We start from the raw sequence: 22,471 nt of genomic DNA, 5'->3' as shown, positions 1-22,471 counted from the left end.
TGCGGAACGGCTCGCGCCGCGATAAAACCCGGTTCAACAACAAAACGACTACTGGCAGCGACTTGGGCTGCTGCTATGATGTGGCGGTTGCAGGCGGTAAGGTCACGGCGGGGCGGTAGCGTGCCGGGGGCTAAAAACGCGTATCGGGGCTTCGGAGTCGGGGCATCGAAACGCATCAGAAAAAACCAGCTGTAACTGGCTGACGGCACAGGGAAAAGTGAAGTTCGCTGGCTGAGTCCGCACCGGAAAACGTTGTTGTTGAGAATAACTTCCTAAACAAAGGGAGGCCGGTTGAGTTTGCTGAAAAACTGAAAGCGTGTAGCGGTGAGCCATCCTGCGAGCAGGGCGTGCGCAAGGACATGGCGAAGGAGTCGGCAGAAAATATCCAGAAGCTGAAGTCTTGCTGGGAAGCAGGTGATAGCGCCTGTGTTGCAGCAATGCGCAGCCAGATAGAAACCGATGGAAAAGCTTACGCTCAACTTGGTGTACAGGATGCTCTGGCGGGACGTAGTTATGAAAACAGTGCGAACTGGTATGCTGATATCATCGAACAATGCGCAGGTAAATGTGGCTGGCTGGAGTCAGCGCTGGCGAAGACAGCCGCAGATGGCCTGACTAATGCTGTGTATGGGGCGTTAGGTACGGGTAGTTTGACGAAGCCTGGGCAGACGGTGGAGCCGACCAACCCGACAACCAATTCTCAAGGGGTCACTACGAGTAATGCTGCTACTTCATTAAAAGTCGGTGAAAGCAGAGTTATTGATGGGATAAATGTGACGAGGGTAGGTAGATGGATGTCCCCTGATGAACTAGCTCAAATGCAAAATAGTGGCAAAGTTATTCAAGGTGGTGGGGGACAAACATTCATTTCCACTAATGGAGCCTCGGACTTTAAAGGTACTGCACCAGCAGGGTCAGTTTATGCTGAATTTGATGTTTCTACTAAAAGCTTGTTGCAAGGTGGGAAAGACGGTTGGTTTAAATTAATCGGTCCAGATGCAAGTAAGTCACAGCAATTTATGCTGAATAAGCAAGGAGGCACACAATTGCCTGATGTAAAAAATATTTCAATTATAGATAAAAAATAGATGGTTATTTAAATTATGGATATTAACTTTTTTAAGAAAAAAATAGAGCCAATTTTAGTGGGATATAGCTTTCAATACACTTCTTTTCTTGATGGTGATTTTGGCGATCTCGAACGAGTTGAATTCGAGGGGCACAATAAAGTCGGAACTGTTGATTTTTGGTCAAAAGGTTGGATAAGCATTGATATATATGACCTTATACTCGATGACCAAAGGCTCAATTTATTGTTAGGCCCTGATGAGGAGCAGTTGAAAGCCATAGAAACTTTAGTAAAGCTCTTGAATGGTATTGAAGAAAATGGCAATTAATTTGCCATTCTTCTATTCACATAACGGCCCCGGCTAAAACAGACCGGGATCGTTGTTTTTATCGGTCAGAACCTTAGCTCCGCCTCAATCACCAGTCGCCCGCGCTCGACGGTGACGATAACCGGCTGTCCGGTGTTAAAACCGAGGTCTTCCAGCCAGCGGCCCTTCAGCGTGAGTTGCGGCGGCGGGTTGCCCTTCATGCCGTTGGGGGCGTAACCGACGGTGTAATGCCGTTGTGGCTCTTTTACTTCAGTTGCGCGGGGTTCTGACTTAGAATCGCGTTCAGCCATGATTAACTACCTCACTTAGTGGGTTATGGTGAGCGACCTGACAGTGTTCCCGCGCTGGCGGGTCGCGCTAAAATTACGGTTAACTCGGTGTCTTACGTGTAAAACGGTTGGCATCGTGCTTGAGGATCAATGACTCCAGCAGCACTCTGGCCACTTCCTTCTCTTCAGGTGAGAACTGACTCACCGCCTCAAACTGCAAGCGCAGCTCATCGTCGGGGTTGCGTTCAGCCTTATCAAAAACAAGCGTATCTGCACTGACCGACAGCGCACAGGACAGCTTACGGATAATCTCCAGCGTGGGCTGAACTTCGTCAGACTCATAGCGGCGTATCATCGTCACGTGACAGCCCACCTTCTCAGCCAGAGCCGCTTGTGTCAGCTTACGGTCTTTACGCAGGGCAGCAAGACGTTTACCAAAGTCCATAGATATTACTCGCCAAGGAAACAATGCCAGCATCTTAACCCCCTGTATCGTAAGTGGCACTTGTAATATACCATATATGCATGTATAAATAAACCATAAAGGCATATTGACAGGTTTTTTACAGGAGTGACGGAATGGGACGACTGACACCGGCAGAACTGGCGCGACTCAAGCATGAGGTGTCATTGCTGAGCGTGGCGCAAAGTCAGGGACATGTGCTGAAAAAGCAGGGTGACGACAGCTATGTGTGTCTGTGTCCGTTCCACCGGGAGAAAACGCCGTCCTGCGTTATCACGCCATCAAAGAACCTGTATCACTGCTTCGGCTGCGGCGCGTCGGGGTCGGTGCTGGACTGGCTGCAACACACCGAGCGGCTGACCTACCCGCAGACTCTGGTGCGGCTGCGGGAGCTGGCCGGAACCCCGTCTTCTTTAGCCGCCGTCCCTGTACTGGCTTCGCCGCCAGTGGCGCGGACGCCGCTGTCTGACCTGGATGATGACGGTCAGGCGTTGTTGCATCAGGTTATCGACTTCTATCACCACAATCTGCTGACCAGCCCGGAGGCGCAGCAGTGGCTGGTCAGTCGCGGGCTGAACCATCCTGAACTGGTAAGCCATTTTAAGCTGGGGTTCGCGGGTCATCACGGTATCGGCGGCAGCGCGGGGCTGTTGCCGTCCTCGTCAAGCGGTGAGGGAAAACGGCTGCGTGAGCGGCTGGCCGGGCTGGGGGTGTTGCGGGCGAGTACGCGACAAGACCACTTCCGGGGCTGTGTGGTGATGCCGGTTATCGGCTGGTCGGAATCGGCTGACGTGGCGCAGCGCGGGCGGGTGTTGCAGTTGTACGGTCGCCGGACCACGGCGGACTACGCGGTGAAGAAAGGGGCGGCGAAGCATCTTTATCTGCCGTCACCGTTAAGCGGGGTGTGGAATGAGGAAGCGCTGAAGGCGTCGTCAGAGGTCATCCTGTGTGAAGCGTTAATCGATGCGATGACCTTCTGGTGCGCGGGGTTCCGCCATGTGACCACGGCTTACGGGGCGAACGGTTTTACCGCTGAGCATCTGGCGGCGTTGCAGTACCACGGGGTCAAGCGGGTGTTAATCGCCTATGACCGGGATGAGGCAGGCGACCGGGGTGCGGTAGCCGTGGCCGCTGACCTGCTGGAAGGCGGTATCGGGGCGTGGCGGGTGCAGTTCCCTGCGGGGCTGGATGCGAATGCCTATGCGCTGAAAAGTGGTAATCCTGAAGCGGCGTTAGGGCTGGCGCTGGAGCAGGCACAATGGATGGGTAAAGGCATGGTTCCCGGTGTGGTGTTCTCGCATGAAACGCCGGTATCTGGCGTGAGTGAAACCCCTCCTTCTTTAGCTGCCCAGCCGAATGAACCAACAACACCACCGGTTCAGGCACTTATCCCGTGCGAACAAACGGATACGGGCGAGCTGCTGTTACGCGCCGGACCACGGGTGTGGCGGGTGCGGGGCTGGCAGAAGAACAGCGTTGCCGAGGTGATGAAAGTCAACGTGCAGGTGCGGGATGAGAGTACCGGTGCGTTCCATGTGGACTCACTGGATATGTACAGTTCACGTCATCGTCAGGGTTATATCAGCGCAGCGGCGGTTGAACTGGGCTGTGAGTCCTCGGTCATCAAACGTGAATGCGGTCGGGTGCTGCTGATGCTGGAGCAGAAGCAGGATGAAGCGCGACAATCTACGGTGCAGTCGGACGCTACAGCGGCGGTGACGGTCAGCGCGGAAGACGAAGCGGCAGCGCTGGCATTACTCAAATCTCCCGACCTGACTGAACGCATCATCAATGATCTGGCGTCGTGCGGCGTGGTGGGAGAAAGCACCAATCTGCTGACCGGGTATCTGGCGGCGACGTCGCGCAAGCTGGATAAACCGCTTGCGGTGCTGATACAGAGCAGTTCGGCGGCGGGGAAATCCTCGCTGATGGACGCGGTGCTGGGGCTGATGCCGGAAGAAGAGCGCATCCAGTACTCGGCGATGACCGGGCAGAGCCTGTACTACCTTGGCGAGACCTCGCTACAGCACAAGATACTGGCGATAGCGGAAGAAGAAGGGGTGCGGCAGGCGGCGTATGCGCTGAAGCTGTTGCAGTCGGACGGGGAGCTGAAGATAGCCTCGACCGGGAAGAACGAGCAGAGCGGCGAACTGGTGACACGGGAATACAAGGTACAGGGACCGGTGATGCTGATGCTGACCACCACGGCCATCGACGTAGACGAAGAGCTGCTGAACCGCTGTCTGGTTCTGACGGTGAATGAATCCAGAGAGCAGACGCAGGCGATACACGCGATGCAGCGTCACGGCCAGACGCTGGAAGGGCTGCTTCAGTCCTCAGAAAAGCAGTATCTGACCCGGCTACACCAGAACGCGCAGCGGCTGTTGAGGCCGCTGAAGGTGGTGAACCCGTATGCCGACCGGCTGACGTTCCTGAGTGATAAAACCCGCACCCGGCGCGACCATATGAAATACCTGACCTTAATCCAGTCCATCGCGTTGTTACATCACTACCAGCGGGAAGTGAAACGGGTCGAGCACCGGGGGCAGGTTATCGAGTATATCGAGGTGGCACAGAGTGATATCGCGTTAGCCAATCACCTGGCGCATGAGGTACTGGGGCGAACGCTGGACGAGATGCCGCCACAGACGCGGAAGCTGTTGCTGCTGATACAGACGATGGTGAGCGATATGGCACAGCGTCAGGGCTGTCAGTCGGGAGAGGTGCGGTTCACGCGGCGGGACATCCGGGGTTACACCAACTGGAGTGACAGCCAGCTCAAGAACCACTGTCTGCGGCTGAGTGAAATGGAATATCTGCTGCTGCACGGCGGTAGTCGGGGTCATCTGTTGCAGTACGAGCTGCTGTGGGACGGTGGCAACGGTGATGAAAGTCACCTGTGCGGTCTGCTTCATGTGGCTGAACATGAGGGCGATGAGTGCAAGTCTGGTCAGGATGAAGATAAGTCTGGCTCAAGTCTGCCTCAAGTCGGGGGCAAGTCTGGTGTGGAAAATACCGGGTCAGCCCAGACAGCACAAGGCGTTAACGGTCTGCAAGTCTGTCCTGAAGCAAATGCGGTAATAAAGGGAAAACGAAAATCGCCCGTTGGCGTACTGCCTGCTGCCAGTGTTGATGACCCGTTATCAGAGGGCAGTGAACGCAAGTCTGACTTGGTGGAGGATAAGTCTGGCTCAAGTCTGCCTCAAGTTCGGGTCAAGTCTGGTATGGAAAAAGTGGCATCAGGCCAGACAGCGCAAGGGCTGGACGCCGAAGTGGTCGGGGTTGCACCGGAAGCAGTAATAAGAGGAAAAAGAAAACGTGCTGCTGCTATCGCCCCCAATGTCAACAAGGAGGTGACGCATGGCCAACCGTAAACCGCGAGCGGGTGCGCTGCTGACAGTGGATGAGGTCTACCGTCAGCCTGTTGGTCCGGCCAGCGACCCGAAGAGCCTGTACGCGCTGCTACTGCGGTTCGTGGTGTGGCGGCGGGAGCGCAACGGGTCGGAAGCGACGCTGAAGGTACAAACACATCACCAGTACCGGTTCATCCTGTGGGCGGCAGAGCGGGGTGTGCATTATGCCCGTGACGTAACCCGCCCCATCCTTGAACGCTACCAGCGGCATCTGTACCAGTACCGCAAAGGCAACGGTGAACCCCTCTCCACCCGGACCCAGCGCACGGCGTTACAGCCGTTGCAGGTGTGGTTCAGTTGGCTGACGAAACAGCATCTGATACTGGCGAACCCGGCGGCCGACCTGGAACTGCCGAAGCTGGAAAAGCGACTGCCGCGCACGATACTGAGCGTGGAGGACGTGGAGCAGGTGCTGGCGTTGCCCGACCTGACGACGCTTCAGGGTCAGCGTGACCGTGCGCTGATGGAGCTGCTGTGGTCAACGGGGCTGCGCAGAGGCGAGGTGGCAAAGCTGGACGTCTACAGCGTGGACGGGAGCCGTAAAACGGTGACGGTGAGGCAGGGCAAGGGAAGAAAAGACCGGGTTATCCCGATAGGAAACCGGGCGCTGCGCTGGCTGAGTCACTACCAGCAACAGGTGAGGCCGCAACTGCTGGTCAGTCAGGACATTACCGCGCTGTTCGTGGCGCTGGATGGAATCGCGGGACTGACGGCGAACGGCATTACCCACACGGTCGGCCACTACATCAGGGCATCGGGACTCGCGCCGTGGGGAAGCTGTCACCTGTTCCGCCATGCGATGGCAACACAGATGCTGGAGAACGGGGCAGATATCCGGTGGATACAGGCGATGCTGGGTCATGCGAGCGTGGAGAGCACGCAAATCTATACGCAAGTCTCCATCAAGGCGTTATCCGCAGTCCATGCGAGTACGCACCCGGCGGAGCGTGAGGCAGAGGAAGAAACCGGGCTGCTGGCTGACCTGACGGCAGAAGAGGAGGCGCATCAGAAAGAAGGGGTTGACGGAACGGGAGAGGAAGAAAATACTAACAGATAATAATAGATACTATCCTGTGTAGTTGGAGGCAATAATGGCAACCAGTATCGCGTTAAGTCCTTACTTCGAGCAATTTATCCGTGAACAAATCGAAAGTGGTCGTTACAACAATGTCAGCGAGGTCATCCGTGCAGGGTTGCGGGCACTGGAGGAGCGAGAGCAGCAGGTAAAGCTTGATGCGCTACGGACGGCGGTCGAGTTGGGCGTAAACAGCGGAAAGGGCAAGGATGCTGAAGCGGTGTTCGGGCGTCTGTCGCAGAAATACCGGAACATGGCTGAAGGTGAGGAAGCGGAATGAAACTGACGGTATCGCCGCTGGCAGAGCAGGATATCGAAGCGATAGGTGACTATATCGCGCAAGATAACCCGGTACGGGCGCTGAGCTTTACCGAAGACTTGTACCGGCAGTGTTGTGTAATCGGCGACAATCCCTGGCTCTACCGTGAGCGTCCAGAGCTGGGGCAATCCATCCGAAGTTGTGTCTATGGTCGTTATCTTATCCTGTATGGAACGACGGATACGGAGGTCAGGATAGAGCGTGTCTTGCACGGTGCGCGTGATATCGACAATCTGTTCTCCGATGTACCAAATAGTCACAAAAGTTAGCTCGTTCTCTTCAAGGCCGCAGGGTACGGCGTCGGGCAAAAGCTGCGCCATCCGTGGCGCAGCGCTTGCCTTGTTCAGGCTGGGCACTCCGGCGGTAAATGCCGCCCGGCCAGCGCCCACCTCAGTCACTCCCTTTATCTCACGTTGCTGGCCGAACGTCATTCAACATAATGTGGCATTACGCGAAAGCCGCTGAACGCGGCCAACGCGCAACGAACATTATGTCGGCGCCGGGCAGCTAATGGGCGCGCTGCGGACTGCTTCGGCAGTGGTGAGCGGCTGGCCGCCGGGGTTGGGCTCTGTGGCGCGGTGTGGCGCACAGGGCTGCGCCCTCTGCTGCAAACCTCAGCGTGCTTCCCTGGCTCTGACGGAGTGGCCGCCGTCCCTGGCGGCGCAGGCTTCGGCGTCAATCCTCAGCAAACATCAACGTCAACATCAAAGCAGAAGCCGTTCCTGCGTCACGGCGCTGAAGGGCTTTACCTCGCCCCCGCCCAACCCTGCTGCACTGGCTGCGCCCGGCTCGCAGTCGCCGGCTCCTTGCTCGTTCCCGTGCTCGCCATCTCCGCCCCGTGCGGCCCCCGCCGGGGGGCCTCCCGCTAAGGCGTTGTCTTGCGGGCTTCACCAGCCCGCACCCGGCAGACGCTTCACCGTCCCACAGCAAGCTGCGGAACGGCTCGCGCCGCGATAAAACCCGGTTCAACAACAAAACGACTACTGGCAGCGACTTGGGCTGCTGCTATGATGTGGCGGTTGCAGGCGGTAAGGTCACGGCGGGGCGGTAGCGTGCCGGGGGCTAAAAACGCGTATCGGGGCTTCGGAGTCGGGGCATCGAAACGCATCAGAAAAAACCAGCTGTAACTGGCTGACGGCACAGGGAAAAGTGAAGTTCGCTGGCTGAGTCCGCACCGGAAAACGTTGTTGTGGAGAATAACTTCTTCGGCAAAGCGCTGGTTGAAGGATGTGCGATAGCGGCACCATGCCGAACCAAGGTTGCTGAAAAGTTACTTGAGCTCGGCGTGAAAGCAGGTATTACCAGTGTTGTAGCGAAGGAAATCGCGGACAATCTCTCGTCGGAAGAGCTGGATCATCTCATCAGACTGAACATGATGGGTAATGATGAGATCACCGTGAAGTATCTGAACTCGCTTCAGGATAAGTACGGTTCTGACAATGCTTCCAATCCGAATCTTGGTAAGGATCTGACTAACGAGCAGAAGGTTGAGCTTGGCGGATCAGGATCAGGTACACCGGGCGGTTGGGAGCCTCAGGATGAAGAGAATGCCCGTAATAATGATTCTTCATCAGACCCTAAAAGCAGATCACAGTATGAACAATATGTGGATTCGTTACGTGCATCAATGGAAAAGCCCAATGTTAAGGATGATAATCTTAAAAACATAATCAATGATTTATATAGGCCAAATGCCAAAGTTGGTAGTGGAAGTACTGCGGATGCTGTTCGCTATGAATTAGCTACGGGCGAAAAAGTTGGCGGAAGGGGGCATGTTGAAAAAGCGCAAACATACTCCAAGGCTCTTCAAGATTGGTTGAATAAAAATCCTCAAGCCTCTTCAAGTGATAGAGCTGCGGCGGAAAACGTTCTGAAAGATATGCAAAATGCTCTTAAGGGTAAGAAGTGATGGATAAGTATGTTAATGAGTATCTGAGTATCTTTACTCAGAAGTCGGAATATATAAAAAATGAAGTAAATAAGAGTGTCGAATATTGGTACCCAGATCCTCCGCCGACAATTTTATTATTTTCGCTAGTAGGTAAAGCGCTAGTGAGCCAATTAGCCTCATTAGAGCAGTCAGATAAATCAATTTTTTTCCAGCACATCGAAACCGGAATAGTGTCAGATAATGATGATTTGGCAACGGCGGTAGCAACTGGTCTTATTGAATCTTTAGTTACAGCCACCGATGAAAATGAGTCTGTGTGGAAAGAAGTTGAAAGTTGTCTCCATACTGAATCAAAAAAGCACGCGCTATCGTGGAAAAATTTTGGGCAGTAATAGAATTTACCTGACTCAATAAAAGTAATCGTAAAAATCCCGGCCCCTAAAAAGGCCGGTTTTTTTTGCCTGTCTGTCATTCAGTCACAATACGGATCAGCAGTTGCCCCTGTTCAACGGTGACAATCACCGGGGTATCGGTCCCAAATCCCGCAGCTTCGAGCCAGTTGCCGGTAAGGTGCAGGCTGGGGCTGCGGCTGTAATAGCGCGTCATATCGTTGCGGTCTGCGTGGCGACGGCTGACATAGCCGACCTTCAGGTGTCGTAATGCTTGGGGTGTGGCGGGTTCTGACTTATGATGCTGCTTAGCCATAGTAACTACCTCAATGCGGCGAAAGGGCGGGAAACCGGCACGGGCAACAGCTGGTCAGAAACCACGGTGGATGCGGGTAACCACGTCACGCTGAAAAGCGAGCGCGACACGCGGCTGACTGGCGCGCAGGTGAACGGCGAGCGCATTGATGTTGATGCCGGACGTAATCTGCTGCTGCAAAGCCAGCAGGACAGCGAGCGTTATGATTCCAGACAGGTGAGCGGGTCGGCGGGCGGCAGCTTTACCTGGGGCGGCGGGGGCGGTAGCGGCTATATCAGCCTCAGCAAAGACAAGATGCACAGCAATTATGACAGCGTGCAGCAGCAAACCGTGCTCTTTGCGGGTAAAGAAGGATTTGGTATAAAAACCGGTGAGCACACCCAGCTTGACGCCGCGGTCATTGGCTCCACCGCCAGCGCCGAGAAAAATCGGCTGGACACGGGGACGCTGGGCTGGAGCGGGCTCAACAACAAAGCCGAGTTCAAGGTGGAGCACAGCGGCGCCGGGTTCAGCGCCAGCCCGTCCCTGAACGGCAGTATGCTGTCGACGCTGGCGATGAATGTGCCGTCGGCGCTGATGTCGCTGGGTAGCCGCGGCAATGCGTCCAGCACCACCTATGCGGCGGTGAGCGACGGCACGTTGTTGTTGCGGGACACGGCGAAGCAGGTGCAGGATATCACTACGCTGAGCCGTGACGTTGAGCACGCGAACAACGCGCTCAGCCCGATCTTTAACAAAGAGAAAGAGCAAAAACGCCTGAAACAGGCGCAGCTGATTGGTGAAATCGGCGCGCAGGTGATGGATATCGTGCGCACGGAAGGCGAGCTGAAAGCACAGAAAGCCGCGGAGGCTAAAGGCGATGCCACCGTCAAACGTCCGCAGGACGGTGATTCGGCGCAGGAATGGGAAGTCTATAAAAAGGCGCTGACGGAATCACCGACCTACAAAGCCGAGATGCAGAAATACGGCACGGGCAGTGACTTCCAGCGTGCGGCACAGGCGGCCACGGCGGCGATTCAGGCACTGGCGGGCGGGGATATCCAGAAAGCGATTGCCAGCGGGGCGTCACCGTATCTGGCGCAACTGGTGAAAGACGTCACGCTACCGAAGGATGAAAGCAAAATCACGGCGTCGGATATCGCGGCCAACGCGATGGCGCACGCGGTGGTGGGGGCGGTGGTCGCGCAACTGTCGGGTCAGGATGCGGCGGCGGGGGCCATCGGTGCCTCCAGCGGTGAACTGGCCGCCCGCGCCATCATGGCGGAGCAATACCCGGGCAAGACGGCAAACGACCTGACGGAAGAGGAAAAGCAGTCGGTCAGCGCGCTTTCCACGCTGGCCTCCGGGCTGATATCCGGTCTGGCGAGCAACAGCACGGCCTCCGCCGCGAGCGGTGCACAGTCCGGGCGCAATGCGGTTGAGAATAATGCGTTGAGCGTTAAGGAAAACCAGAACCGAGCCAAGGAAATGACTCAGTGCCAGGGGGATTCCTGTAGTGCTGTTATTGAAAAATATAAGAAAATAAATGCTGAGCAGCATGAAAGCGTTGTGAACTGCTCTGGTGCTCAGGATTGTGTCGATAAGGCTAATGAAGTAAGCAAGTTGCAGGCTGATTATGCCAACCGTACTAGTGAGTTGCTGGAAAAAGCACGTGCTAATGGCAGTCTGAGTCAGGAAGACCAGTACGAACTATCTATCCTTCAAGTGACTACGATCCAGCTTGAGGCAGACAGAAACGCGGCAATACATAATGCGCTGTCGTCCGGAGATTCGTCAGAAGCGAAACAGCTTGCGATAAACTCGTTGGCACAGGTCGCGGGGACCAGCGCGGCGGGAATAGCTGCGGGAGTTGGGAAAAAAGGCATCGAAAAGCCGACCACGGTTAAACCATCAGGAAATGTTTCCTCATTTGATGCTAACGAAATTCGTTTTTCACAAAATACTGTTTCTTACAATAAGACAGATCGAGGTTCAGGTGTGAAATATACTTACGATGATCTTGTTTCCAGCATGAAAAAAGACGGTTGGAAAGGTGATCCAGTTGATGTCATCAAAATGCCAGATGGAAAAATGACCAGTATGGATAATACAAGGATCAGTGCTGCCAGAGAGGCGGGCATAAAAGTTGAAGCTAGTGTTAGAAATTTTGGTGATCCATTACCAAAAGATATGGTTGATTCGGGACGTTTTGATTCTGCTAAAACATGGGGTGAAGCTATTACAGGAAGAATTAACAACCAAAGCAGTGGATTTAGTAAAAATAATCCTAATGGTTCATCTGATTCACCAAGAATAACCGGTAAAGGTAAATAAATGATTGACAGAGCAGATATGTATAAAAATTACTTATATTCTGGTTTTTCTTTTTCAGATGACTTTATTGATTATGTGTCAAATACTGAGTTAGAGGATATAGAATCATGGTGGTTATTCTGTTGTTCTCAAAATTATGTTGACTTTTGGTGTAAAAAAATTAGAGAGCTTTATCCAGAGAGGAAATTAATACCTTTTGCGAATTGGCGTTATTCTGATGATATAGCTTGTTTTGATGGTGAAGATACGTCAGGCGATCCAAAAGTATACTATGTTCACTGCTTTGCTTCGACGGGCTGGGAAGACAGGGGATATACTGATAATTTTACTGAATGGCTGAAAATGGCTCGCCTTGAGTCAGCCCGCTATAAAGCAGAGCAGGCTGATGATGAGTCGTAACTATTCCTGAATGAACTGATAAGGCACTTGTTCTGTCAACCAGACGCCATTATCAGCCTGATAGAATTTAAAGCCCTGTTCATACATAGTCAGGGCTTTTACTTTTAGTACCATTGGTTTTCCATGACGACTTCCAACTTGAATTGCTGTCTCTTCATTAGCAGATAGATGAACATATTGTCGCTCTTTTGCATTTAATCCCTGAGTACGAATTGATATGACAAATCGTGTTGCCGTTCCATGATATAAACATTCGGGAGGTTTTTTTTCTTCATATTTTATATCAACCTGTTGTGAGGAGTGCCCTTGATCTGCCCGGATACGTAATCCATCATCTGAAATCGTAAAGCGCTTTTTATTACTATTATTAACGATACTATGAATAATATTATTGTCGAGTGTATAGCCTTCTTCAGCGGCACAAAGAATAAGATCGTTTATAACGGCCCATCCTTCTTTGTCCAAAGATAAACCTATGGATTCAGGCTGATGGCGTAATATGTAACTTAAAAACTTGCTAATATCTGTGCTTTTTTTGTTCATGATAATAATCTCAAATAAACGCAGATCCCTAAAAGCTGGGATTCTTACATTTACTGGTCAAAACCTCAACTTAATCTCAATTTCAATCACTGTCCGCTCCGTTCATGGTGGCAATAACGTGCTGTTAGGTATTAAAATCGGGTTCTTCTAGCGGCTTACCACTGAACTTAGTCTGCAGGCTGAGTAGTTTTAGGTTCTGGTTCAGCTACCTGTAGGTAACATTATCGGTGCGATAGGTGGAGAATTTATCAGCAATGCAGTCAAGGATGAAGTTAATGAAAAGAACAAAGAAGCCTCTTGGAGGTTTGCTGTTTCTAAGCATTGCATACATGGTTCTCTGTCATTTAATAATTACAATTTTGAACTATTAATGATATTATCAATGGAATATTAATAATTTTCAGTATTTTGTTTTTTAGTGATGAAATGAAAAATAAATTTCACCCCTAGTTCTTTCATTATAAGATAGTGAAAAATAACATCATTAAAATTTAAATAATTTCATAATAAAAGTAATATCACTCTATCTTCCTTTGTGTTTTCATCTATCCCCGTGTTTGTGCTGAATACAGCAACCTCTTTTTATCCATTCAATATTTTTAACTATATTGTTCGCTTTTTCTTCGTATGTGTTTTTATTTAATCCTGTAAACTCAAGACTAAAGACCATAATATCAGTATGGAAATCAACTTCGCACGAGAGATATCGTGATGAAGGATCATGCGCTTCTATTTTGATTTCATTTTTGACGATCTCATCTCGTTGAGCCAATCCTGCGTGTCGCTGGCTTGCGATCCGCTGGTCACACCGTTGCCGTTTTAACGGCTGCTATCTGTCGTTTGTCGGTACGGGTTTTATTCATTAAGTGAAGGAAATCACAATGCAATACACTGGGAAGTACCTGAAGAAAACAGTGCTGATGCTGGCCATGATGGCCGGGCTCAGCGTCGGGTAAAGTCAGGCGGGCGTCGAAATTGAAACGCGCTCGCTGGATCAAATCTATCAGAGTGCGTTGAGAGAAGGCGGTACGGTTACCGTGTATGCCGGTGGCGATGTGCAGTCACAGCAGGCTGGTTTCAAGCGAGCGTTTGAGACACGTTTTCCTGGCATGAAACTGAATGTGATTGTCGATTACAGCAAATACCATGATGCCCGTATTGATAACCAATTGGCGACCGGCACCCTGATTCCTGACGTGGTGCAGTTGCAAACGGTGCAGAATTTTCCTCGCTGGAAAAAGGAAGGCGTGTTGTTGAATTACAAACCACGCGGCTGGGACAAGATTTACCCAGAGTTTCGTGATGCCGACGGTGCGTGGATCGGTGCTTATGTCATCGCCTTCAGCAATCTGGTCAATACCCAACTTCTGGATGAAAAATCTTGGCCGCGCGAAGCCAATGACTACCTTCGTCCGAATCTCAGAGGCAATTTGATTCTGGCCTATCCTAACGACGACGATGCGGTACTGTTCTGGTACAAGCTGGTCGTGGACAAATACGGCTGGGATTTTGTGAAAAAATTGCAGGAGCAGGATCCTGTCTACGTGCGCGGCACCAACGTGCCCGGTGCTGAAATCGCGACCGGAAAATACAGCGCGACCTTTACCAGTTCCGGTGCGCTCGTTCCGGCTGCGGATGCCGTCACCCGTTTTGTTCTGCCGAAGTCCGATCCTTTTGTCTCCTGGGCTCAGCGTGCCGCCATCTTCAAAAAGGCTAAACACCCGGAAAGCGCCAAGCTGTATCTGAGCTGGCTGCTGGATCCGCAAACGCAGACTGAGGTCTCGCGTATGTGGTCGGTACGTACCGACGTTGAGCCGCCAGTAGGTTACAAGCCTATCTGGGAATACCGCAATACTCGCCCACAGGCATTTGCTGATTTCATGTATGACCGTGGTGCGGTCGAGCGCTTCCGCGCACAGATGAGCCTGTATGTCGGTGAAGCGAAAGGCGAACCCACGCCGGGCTGGCTTGGCGTGCATCCAGAGGTGCCTCTGGTTAACTAACGCTTAAAATTATTGCGTTACTTCATGCTGGTCACGTTAATCGTGGCCGGCATTGCATCCTGCTAAGTTCCACATGATTAAGCGCCATACGATTAAGTATCACACCCGATAATGGGGGGCTTGTTCGGTGAGGGGTTGAGCAGAATAAGCAAGAGAGGATTGCCAATGGCAGCGAGCCACCATTGGCGTGTTGAGGCTTAACGTTTATTTCTTGTTGTTGGGTTTCAAGGTTTCGCCAACGTTCAGCAGGAAGATCTCGTTATCGCGAGTCGATATGCGCGTTGAACCATCTTCCATACGGTAGCCACCCTCGGTGAAGCCAGCGCCATTCAGGAACGGGGCAACGGACTGCGGCTGATTGCGTACTGCAGCTTCCAGTGCTAACAGAGCATAAGGCTCGATAGCATCGACATCAGCGTATTGTCTGTTGTGCTCGGCCATGAAGAAGCCGTTCTTATAACGTGTGCTGATAATGTTGTCGCCCACTTTTTCCGCCAGCGACAGATAGTCTTTCACTTTGCTCGCCTGATACAGATCCAGCAGCGCGAACAGCGCATAAGGGTCACTATTCCTGGTGGCGAGATCCACTTTAACGTCTTTACCCGGTGCTGAACCTAACTCACCCAGCCCTTGTGCACGGGCGATGCCGCGTGCGACACGCCACAGCTCGGCGTCCGGTAATACGGTATAGGCGCGAGCATACGAGAGCAGGAATGAATTATCCGCAGGATAAGGCTTGATCACAGTGCCTTTTTTGCCGTAGTAACCGTCACGTGGCAGAACATAATTAGAGAGATCTTTGCCGTTAGCGAGCATCGGACGGAACGTGTTGTCCGACTCGTTATAGGCATATTTGGCAAAGGCTTTCAGGCCGTCGGTTGTCCACGTTAGCAGTTCTTTGCCTTCCGCCCCTAAATCTTTACCCAACTGGAGCTGCATAAGCGCATTTTCGGAATAGATCGTACTGGTGCGTCCTTTCAGCATCATATTGCCTTCCAGCGCGGTGGGGCCGAATTCCGGGCCAAACTGACGCTGGGCGCGATCGCCGTATTTGGAATGCGTATCGGCATCGTCGGTGGTTTCATCACGCTTCAGCGCCTGCGTAAACTGATACACGCCGAGCCCGGTTGCTTTGTCGCGCGGTAAAACGTACTGCTGTGCCAGACGTTTCGCCCAAACCAACGCACCGTCTTCTTTATTGTATTTGTACAGTAATGAGGCGGAATAGATCAGGTCGTTACCCGCATTCAGGAAGCTGAGGCCTTTGGTGGCGAAGAAGGGCGGCTGTTGCTCGAACGGGCTTTGCCAGAGTTCGCCCATTTTTTGCCCGTATTTACCGTGGCGACTGGTTTCCATGATCTTCCAGTCATAAACGTGCGCATTCCAGAAGCCGCGAATAAAGCGCGCGGTGGCCTCTTTATCGACGCTGAACATTAAATCGTAGTAGGGATAGGCATTTTTCAGCTCATGCACCATCTCTTTTTCGCTGGGGCCTTCCGGTTGCAGCGTTTTTAAATCAACGAAACGGTGGCCGCCCCAAATCAGCAGGCCACTCTCATCCTGATAGTGCTGGAAATGATATTTCACAATCGCTTCGGCACGCTGCTTATAGCTGGGGTTGCCGCTCAGGTTACTCAACCCAACCAGCACGCGCATCAGATTTTGCTGCGCGGAGAAGTTGGATAACACGGCGTGGCGGCCATCAGGGAAGATCCACTCCATCTGCTTGCCAGTACGCGGATCGATACCATCGGCGAGCAGCGGCGTGGGCGATTGACCGTGGTAATGGTCACCGGCTTTGGTCAGTACGTTGTCAACATACTGATTGACGATAGTGAGGCGGTCTGGTGTGGCGGCGCTGGCCTGTAAAGCAACCAGACCAGCAAGGAGCGACAGCGCAAATCTTTTCATTTTTATCTACCTGTGTAGCTTGTAATAAAGGGATCCTGCTTGATGAACAGGATCCCCGAGAAACATGGCATAGCAGTCAGTTATTGTTAGAACGCTAAGTCGTGGCTAGAACGTATAGGTGAAGCCGACTTTCCCTTTTCCTTCACGCGATTTCACATCGCGCCCGCTGGCGACATCTTCAACGCCAATGTGTGCTGTCCAGTTGTCGTTGATGGTGTAAGACACATCAAAATCCTGCTGATAGTCATGCTTTTTGTTGTTTTGCAGCACGTAATCGGCGTGATAGTAGTAAGCGGTGTACGCCAGCGTGAAGTTATCGAAACCTTTGTAGGCCACGCCTGCTTCATAGCGGTGACGGTGGGTGTCATCATCCGTGCTGGTGCGTTTGCTGCGGGTGATTTTTCTGAGGTCATAGCGATATTGCGCATGAAGATCCGTCTTGTCAGTGACAGCCCAGGTCAGTTTCAAACCCGGCGTATAGCGTGCGCCGGAACTCTGGCTAGCGCCGATATCGCCTACGATGCCTTCACCGCTGGTGCCGCCGGAGTAGAAGCGTGCTTCCAGATTCGGCGTCAGGGTTAATTCAGGCGTCAAACTGTAGGCATAGCCGGTATAAAAAGCATAAGAATTCGAGACGACATCATCGATGGTCAGATCTTTATTCTTATTATAAAAATTCAGCTCAACGCCAACGTACAGGCCATTATCCATAAAATGCCGCATGCCAATTTCATCGCCGTGGTAGCGATTCATGGTTCCCCAGCTATGTTCATAGCTGAGTTTGGTATCAGAGGCAGAAGCGGAAATAGCATAAATTTGGGCAAAGAGAATACCGGCCACAAGGTAGCGTTTTTTCATTATTGGCACCATTAATATTGGTCGTTAATTGTGAAAACTGTGCGCTGATAGACAAAATTCATTCATGAATTTATTTTTTCATCAACGCGACACGAAATACGGTGTGTTTCCTTTATAAAATTCGGTATTTCTTAGAAAACGTAGTTGAAACCAACTTTGATTTTCTCCTGGCGGCTTGATGATGTGCTGGATTGGCTAATATCATCATACTCAATGTAAGGAGTTAGCTGTTTGTTTAACTTATATTGAACTTTGAACTGATGCTCATAGTCCGTTTTACCATTGTCATAGACGGCGTATTCTCTTTCTGTGAATTCGCCCTTGCTATATTTGTACGATTTTGTGGTGTTATCGCCGATATAGTAGTTAAAGACGTAAGTCAGATTAATATTATCAAAACCAGAATAGGTTACCCCTGCATCCAAGCGGTGGCGTCCGGTGTCGGATTTTGACAAATAAGATTCCCCTGCGTGACCATATTTATCTGACGTGGAAATGGTCGAATAACGTGAACTACGTGTCGGTTTCTTATATTCATAACGGTAACGGCTATAAGTGGACCAGTCGCTGTTAATTCGATAGTTATATTTCAGCCCCGGCTGATACATCATGCTGGCATTACCGATGGAGAACTCAAAGCTGGGGGTTAAGGTAGCGGCCTTGCTTAGCTTGAAGTCCTTACCGATCACCATGCCACCAGAGCCGCCCTGCATATCATCATAGGCTACGTCGTAGTTGCTGTTCCCGCCTGCTGACGTACTGAATTTGACTTCGTACGACCAACCGTTGGTTTTCTTATGGATGAGCTTGATGGAATCTGCATGGCGGCGGTCTTCCGTCTTCCAGTTATGTTCGTACTGAAAGGTGGTTTTGCCGTCGGTTTCCGCTTGGGTAAGGAAAGGAGCGAATCCGGCACAAACGATGAGTAGGTTACGTGTGTATATTTTCATTCTGTCTTTCTCTTTCTTAATGAATAAATAATATTACTGGCGCGTGCAGTCTCTATCTTTAAAACCAGACAGTGGATACCGTTTTTTGGGCGTAAAAATAGAATCACCATAAATGATGATGACGCCATTAATAATGTCAGACAGGGCAAACACCCTGGTCAATCAGGTTTCTATCAATTCATTTACGCTTCCTTATATACGGTGTTGCTTACGAGTATTTCAATCAGCGAAATGGCTTAGGCTGATGTGTGAATGTCGATAATTTATACCGCTTACTGGTTGGCCTAATTATCAGAAGACTTGATAATTAGGCTGTGTGGCATTATGGTGAAAAGGAAACGCTGTTTCATTTATGTGGATCACACATTTGGTTACTGTTTGAAATTTTTTGTAATCATTTGGTCTGATTATTGTAAGGATAAGGAAGGGGAGTAACGACGATCGTTGTTGTCAGATTGAGGGGAATATCTCTTGATCGTTAATGATGATAGTGATATGTAATTGAGTAACAGTTAACCTGTTATCTGCCTTATTTCCGTCATCGATTGGGAAATATTCGGCGGAAAGCGATTTCCGTAAAAATGAATAAATGGTCAATAATAATTAACTATCCTGAATATTTTCAGGGAACCTATCGCGTTTTCATTCCACTCATATCCTAACTATCTCCGTCATACTGCGATCGGCAAGCGTTCAGGCCTTTCTGTATTCGAATGACGCGGGACATTCGTTTGTTAAGCCTGACGGCAGCAGAATGGAGACATCAATGATCAATCGTATTGAGAATGGAAGCCGTTGGGGAAATGCCGCGCCTTTGCCCGAGCAACATAATACCGAGGTGAGTCGGTTGAGTGGACAATCGGCTGCATTGCCCACTGCGCGGCCAGGTTCGCGTTCAATCGATTTTGGCGAGGCGTCGCCGAGCATGTCGCCAGTCTCTTCTGACTTGAGAACAATGGCACCAGCGCGCGCATTACCAACCATGCGCATTGCTGACAGTTCACTGATTGCAGAGCCCAAACCGCCCGTCGATCTTCAGGCGATAGATAGCTCGGTGCACAGTAATGCCAAGGCGTTGGAGAAATGGTCGGCGCTGTTGGGCGATCTGCCGGAGAATGAACGTGAAAAGGCCGCAAAGGAACTGAATCGCCCGCTGGCGGCGGCGAAAATGTTACAGGAGGGGGGGGGGAAACGCAGAAAAGGCGCTCGTTTATCTGCGTGAAAATCCCGCCATCTACACGGCGATGGATACGGCAAAAGACGGCGGCAGAGCCGACGGACATATCTCGAATCGGGATACGAAATCCTTTATTAAAAACATGGAGCAACGCGCCAGCGAGGCGAGCCATGCGATGAAGGAATATAGGGATAAAAATCCAACGGCCGATGCGCAGTCGCTGCGGTTAGTACAATCTTCCGCGCTTTTGCTGGCCAACGAACCGCTGCTGAACGCCGCCGATGCCAAAAAATCCTACGTGGATTCTCCGCCGAAAGAGAACGATCGCACCAGCACACTGACTGACCTGAACGCGATTATGACCGACAACCCGACGCTGTCGCCTCAGTTAAAAGCGGCTGCCCGGCTGTGGTCGCACCCTGGGTTATTCGGGATTCTGGAACATGCGGATGTCAAAGGGGAGAAACTGGCGCGAGTTCCGCATGATGGCAAGTTGATGATGAAGGATATGAAAAGCTGGATTCGTGAACAAGCGCCGGTAAACCGTCAGGAAACGGCAGATACGCTACACAATGCGGCGGCGTTGGGGCTGGCGGCAAAAACCGATATCAGCCAGTTGAATGAGGCGGTTTTTACCCAGCCGCAGCAGTACAGCGGGGCGCAAAAGTCGGCGACGCTGGTCAAACTGCAACAAACGCTGGAACAGGTGATGGCGGGGCGGGAATATCGGAATACCGAAGAAACAGAAAAGGTATTACATCAACGTATTGAAGCGCTACAGAAAGACGGGGATGTGATTCAGCATTTTGAGCAGGCGGTACCGCGTGAGGTAAACACCATTTTACTGTCCGATCCATTGCTCGTGCAGGCGGCGATGAGCCAACGTTTTTCTACGGCGTCACCGGCAGCCCCGCGAACGGTTGGGCTTGATTCCGCGCTTTCGGCTGCACCCCATGCGGGAGCGGGAGTAAAAAGCGATGCGCAGGCGGTGAAAGAGGCCGGTCGCAGCGTGATGAGTTTTGCTAAATCGTCGCTGCACGCAGAGGATTTAACCAAAGCCGCAGGGAGTAGAACGGCCATTGGATTGGCTGGCAAAGCGGGCGCAGCGATTGCCGGAAAGGTGGTGGGGGCTATCGCCGGTGAAGCCGCTGGTGCGGCGGCGGCTTCTGCCGTTGGCGCGGCAGCAGGGCCGATAGGATGGGCAGTGAGCGGGGCGCTCAGCATCGGCATGGGGATTGCGGAACTGGTGAATTTCTTCAATGCCAAAAGCAAGCTCAAACATCGGCGGGAAGATTTTGCCAAAACGGTTAATCCCGCGCTGGAACAGTTCAATATTCCTAAACCGCGCTGATGCGCTCGCTTAAATTTCAAAGCATGAGATTTTCAACGCATTAGATTTCAAAACCGGGAGCGACTTCTTTCACGGTTTTTTTACACTCTTCGGGCTTGGGTTGATTCGCCGGGAGGTTTTTACAGTCAGGCGCAAAGGGATTCAACGCATCGCGATTCAGATAGAGCACAAACAGGATCAGCAGGATGAGGGGGATCAGAATACGTTTTCTTTTCATGGTTATCTTTGGTTGCGTTGCAGAAAATGTGGATATGTTAAAAAAACAGGAAAAATTCTAACGCGTTACGCGGCTTTTGTCTTTAGCCTGCCCGGTTTCCGCCTTATTGTTGTGGTTTGGCATGGCGACATCGGCAGAGGTGAAGATGAAAAAGATTCGATTTGCGGCGATTGGGTTAGCGCACAACCACATTTATGACATGTGTCGGCAACTGGTTGATGCAGGAGCGGAACTGGTCGGCGTGTTCGAGTCCGATCCGCATCATCGGGAAAAATTCATCTCGCTTTTTCCTTCTGTTCCTTTTGCTGATTCTGCGGAGCAACTGATTGCCGATGCGTCTATCGATCTTATTGCCTGTGCGGTCATTCCCTGTGACCGAGCCGAACTGGCGCTGCGCACGTTGGATGCAGGCAAAGATTTCTTCACTGCCAAACCGCCGCTGACCTCGCTGGATCAGTTGGATGCTGTCCAGCGTCGGGTCGCGGAAACCGGTCGAAAATTTGCTGTGTACTTTAATGAACGCATCAATGTGGATAGTGCGCTGTTTGCTGGTGAACTGGTGCAACGAGGGGAAATTGGTCGCGTGATTCAGACGATCGGCGTTGGCCCGCACCGTGAACGCGGCGCGCGGCCTGACTGGTTTTATCAAAAGCGTCAATACGGCGGGATCCTCTGCGATATCGGTATTCACCAGATTGAACAGTTTCTCTATTTTACCGGCAACACCGATGCACAAGTGGTGACCAGCCAGACGGCGAATTATCATCATCCGCATCAGCCAGAATTTGAGGATTTTGGCGATGCGATGCTGCTGGGTGACAATGGGGCAACGGGCTATTTTCGCTGTGACTGGTTTACGCCGGATGGGTTGAGCGTCTGGGGCGACGGCCGCCTGACGATACTGGGGACGGAAGGCTACATCGAAATCAGGAAATACGTCGATCTGACGCGCTGTGAAAGCAACGTCGTCTATCTGGTGAATGGCAAGGGCGAACAGCGCTTTACCCCCGCAGGCCGCGTCGAACGCGCCTTTTTCCCGGATTTTCTGCGTGATTGCCGTGAGCGTACCGAGCTTGCAATGTCGCAAGCGCATATCTTCAAGGCGACAGAACTGTCGATTCTGGCGCAGCAGGCCGCGAAAAAGATCGCCTGAGAGAATCATTATCCCTATATCAATGACCCACGCTTTTTTGCAACCATGCTCCGCGATGGCGCAC

At 51.8% G+C, this 22,471-nt stretch carries 20 protein-coding genes and 2 pseudogenes; 14 read left to right on the top strand and 8 right to left on the bottom strand.

The genetic code is table 11. The features are described from left to right. Positions 1–359 precede the first annotated feature (359 nt). On the top strand, positions 360–1,088 hold the full coding sequence (locus LCF41_RS11725; RefSeq protein ID WP_225084769.1) for a TreTu family toxin: 729 nt from the start codon (positions 360–362) through the stop codon (positions 1,086–1,088). Between the two features lie 15 nt (positions 1,089–1,103). After that, on the top strand, positions 1,104–1,397 hold the full coding sequence (locus LCF41_RS11720) for a hypothetical protein (RefSeq protein ID WP_130621517.1): 294 nt from the start codon (positions 1,104–1,106) through the stop codon (positions 1,395–1,397). Positions 1,398–1,462: 65 nt separating this feature from the next. Here the strand turns inward: LCF41_RS11720 and LCF41_RS11715 are convergent, their stop codons facing one another. Further along, positions 1,463–1,687, bottom strand: coding sequence for a SymE family type I addiction module toxin (locus LCF41_RS11715; protein WP_225084768.1), 225 nt, complete (start codon positions 1,685–1,687; stop codon positions 1,463–1,465). Between the two features lie 79 nt (positions 1,688–1,766). Beyond that, complete coding sequence (locus LCF41_RS11710; protein ID WP_225084767.1) at positions 1,767–2,111, bottom strand: helix-turn-helix domain-containing protein; 345 nt, start codon at positions 2,109–2,111, stop codon at positions 1,767–1,769. Positions 2,112–2,245: 134 nt separating this feature from the next. Here LCF41_RS11710 and LCF41_RS11705 point away from each other — a divergent pair, with 134 nt between their 5' ends. The 6 genes and pseudogenes from LCF41_RS11705 (at position 2,246) to LCF41_RS11680 (ending at position 9,219) form a co-directional block, all read left to right on the top strand. Further along, entirely contained in the window at positions 2,246–5,503 is a 3,258-nt protein-coding gene (locus tag LCF41_RS11705) for a CHC2 zinc finger domain-containing protein (protein WP_225084766.1), read from the top strand. Next, complete coding sequence (xerC, locus tag LCF41_RS11700; protein WP_225084765.1) at positions 5,490–6,599, top strand: site-specific tyrosine recombinase XerC; 1,110 nt, start codon at positions 5,490–5,492, stop codon at positions 6,597–6,599. Before LCF41_RS11705 ends, xerC begins: the two co-directional genes overlap by 14 nt. Positions 6,600–6,633: 34 nt before the next feature. Then, positions 6,634–6,897 (top strand): type II toxin-antitoxin system ParD family antitoxin, encoded by a 264-nt coding sequence (locus tag LCF41_RS11695; protein ID WP_225084764.1) that lies wholly within the window; start codon positions 6,634–6,636, stop codon positions 6,895–6,897. Next, positions 6,894–7,205 (top strand): type II toxin-antitoxin system RelE/ParE family toxin, encoded by a 312-nt coding sequence (locus LCF41_RS11690; protein WP_225084763.1) that lies wholly within the window; start codon positions 6,894–6,896, stop codon positions 7,203–7,205. Before LCF41_RS11695 ends, LCF41_RS11690 begins: the two co-directional genes overlap by 4 nt. 1,145 nt (positions 7,206–8,350) lie before the next feature. Continuing rightward, a pseudogene (locus LCF41_RS11685) lies at positions 8,351–8,845 on the top strand (type IV secretion protein Rhs); the annotation flags it as partial. Continuing rightward, positions 8,845–9,219 (top strand): hypothetical protein, encoded by a 375-nt coding sequence (locus LCF41_RS11680; protein WP_103860613.1) that lies wholly within the window; start codon positions 8,845–8,847, stop codon positions 9,217–9,219. The pseudogene LCF41_RS11685 and the gene LCF41_RS11680, both read left to right, overlap by 1 nt. Positions 9,220–9,295: 76 nt before the next feature. On the opposite strand, the gene LCF41_RS11675 is transcribed toward LCF41_RS11680, so the two are convergent. Continuing rightward, a complete protein-coding gene (locus LCF41_RS11675; RefSeq protein ID WP_225084761.1) occupies positions 9,296–9,532 on the bottom strand; it encodes a SymE family type I addiction module toxin in 237 nt (78 codons plus the stop codon). On the opposite strand from LCF41_RS11675, the gene LCF41_RS11670 reads away from it, so the two are divergent. Both LCF41_RS11670 and LCF41_RS11665 read left to right on the top strand, forming a co-directional pair. Beyond that, positions 9,515–11,845 (top strand): VENN motif pre-toxin domain-containing protein, encoded by a 2,331-nt coding sequence (locus tag LCF41_RS11670; protein WP_284144897.1) that lies wholly within the window; start codon positions 9,515–9,517, stop codon positions 11,843–11,845. The genes LCF41_RS11675 and LCF41_RS11670 overlap by 18 nt on opposite strands. Further along, positions 11,846–12,244 (top strand): SMI1/KNR4 family protein, encoded by a 399-nt coding sequence (locus LCF41_RS11665; protein ID WP_225084760.1) that lies wholly within the window; start codon positions 11,846–11,848, stop codon positions 12,242–12,244. Here the strand turns inward: LCF41_RS11665 and LCF41_RS11660 are convergent, their stop codons facing one another. Beyond that, complete coding sequence (locus LCF41_RS11660) at positions 12,245–12,787, bottom strand: RNA 2'-phosphotransferase (RefSeq protein WP_225084759.1); 543 nt, start codon at positions 12,785–12,787, stop codon at positions 12,245–12,247. Between the two features lie 881 nt (positions 12,788–13,668). On the opposite strand from LCF41_RS11660, the pseudogene LCF41_RS11655 reads away from it, so the two are divergent. Further along, positions 13,669–14,790, top strand: a pseudogene (locus tag LCF41_RS11655) (ABC transporter substrate-binding protein). Between the two features lie 204 nt (positions 14,791–14,994). On the opposite strand, the gene LCF41_RS11650 reads toward LCF41_RS11655, so the two are convergent. The 3 genes from LCF41_RS11650 to LCF41_RS11640 form a co-directional block, all read right to left on the bottom strand. Further along, positions 14,995–16,701: a pectate lyase gene (locus tag LCF41_RS11650; RefSeq protein WP_225084758.1), complete on the bottom strand. Its 1,707-nt coding sequence runs from the start codon at positions 16,699–16,701 to the stop codon at positions 14,995–14,997. Between the two features lie 105 nt (positions 16,702–16,806). Further along, positions 16,807–17,559, bottom strand: coding sequence for an oligogalacturonate-specific porin KdgM family protein (locus LCF41_RS11645; protein WP_225084757.1), 753 nt, complete (start codon positions 17,557–17,559; stop codon positions 16,807–16,809). A gap of 131 nt (positions 17,560–17,690) precedes the next feature. Then, positions 17,691–18,509, bottom strand: coding sequence for an oligogalacturonate-specific porin KdgM family protein (locus tag LCF41_RS11640; protein WP_225084756.1), 819 nt, complete (start codon positions 18,507–18,509; stop codon positions 17,691–17,693). A gap of 766 nt (positions 18,510–19,275) precedes the next feature. On the opposite strand from LCF41_RS11640, the gene LCF41_RS11635 reads away from it, so the two are divergent. Both LCF41_RS11635 and LCF41_RS11630 read left to right on the top strand, forming a co-directional pair. Beyond that, on the top strand, positions 19,276–19,731 hold the full coding sequence (locus LCF41_RS11635) for a hypothetical protein (protein ID WP_225084755.1): 456 nt from the start codon (positions 19,276–19,278) through the stop codon (positions 19,729–19,731). Continuing rightward, positions 19,655–21,037 (top strand): type III effector HrpK domain-containing protein, encoded by a 1,383-nt coding sequence (locus tag LCF41_RS11630; protein WP_225088160.1) that lies wholly within the window; start codon positions 19,655–19,657, stop codon positions 21,035–21,037. Before LCF41_RS11635 ends, LCF41_RS11630 begins: the two co-directional genes overlap by 77 nt. 40 nt (positions 21,038–21,077) lie before the next feature. Here LCF41_RS11630 and LCF41_RS11625 read toward each other — a convergent pair whose 3' ends face one another. Further along, a complete protein-coding gene (locus LCF41_RS11625) occupies positions 21,078–21,254 on the bottom strand; it encodes a hypothetical protein (RefSeq protein WP_225084754.1) in 177 nt (58 codons plus the stop codon). 145 nt (positions 21,255–21,399) lie between these two features. Between LCF41_RS11625 and LCF41_RS11620 the strand changes: the two genes are divergently transcribed. Beyond that, positions 21,400–22,407 carry a Gfo/Idh/MocA family protein gene (locus LCF41_RS11620; protein ID WP_225084753.1) on the top strand — a complete coding sequence of 336 codons (1,008 nt, stop codon included), beginning with the start codon at positions 21,400–21,402 and terminating at the stop codon, positions 22,405–22,407. Positions 22,408–22,471: the final 64 nt, after the last annotated feature.

It is taken from the genome of Pectobacterium colocasium (assembly GCF_020181655.1).
GTDB lineage: Bacteria > Pseudomonadota > Gammaproteobacteria > Enterobacterales > Enterobacteriaceae > Pectobacterium > Pectobacterium colocasium.
Note: the sequence above shows the minus strand (reverse complement) of the source record. Positions and strands in the feature narration are given on the sequence as shown.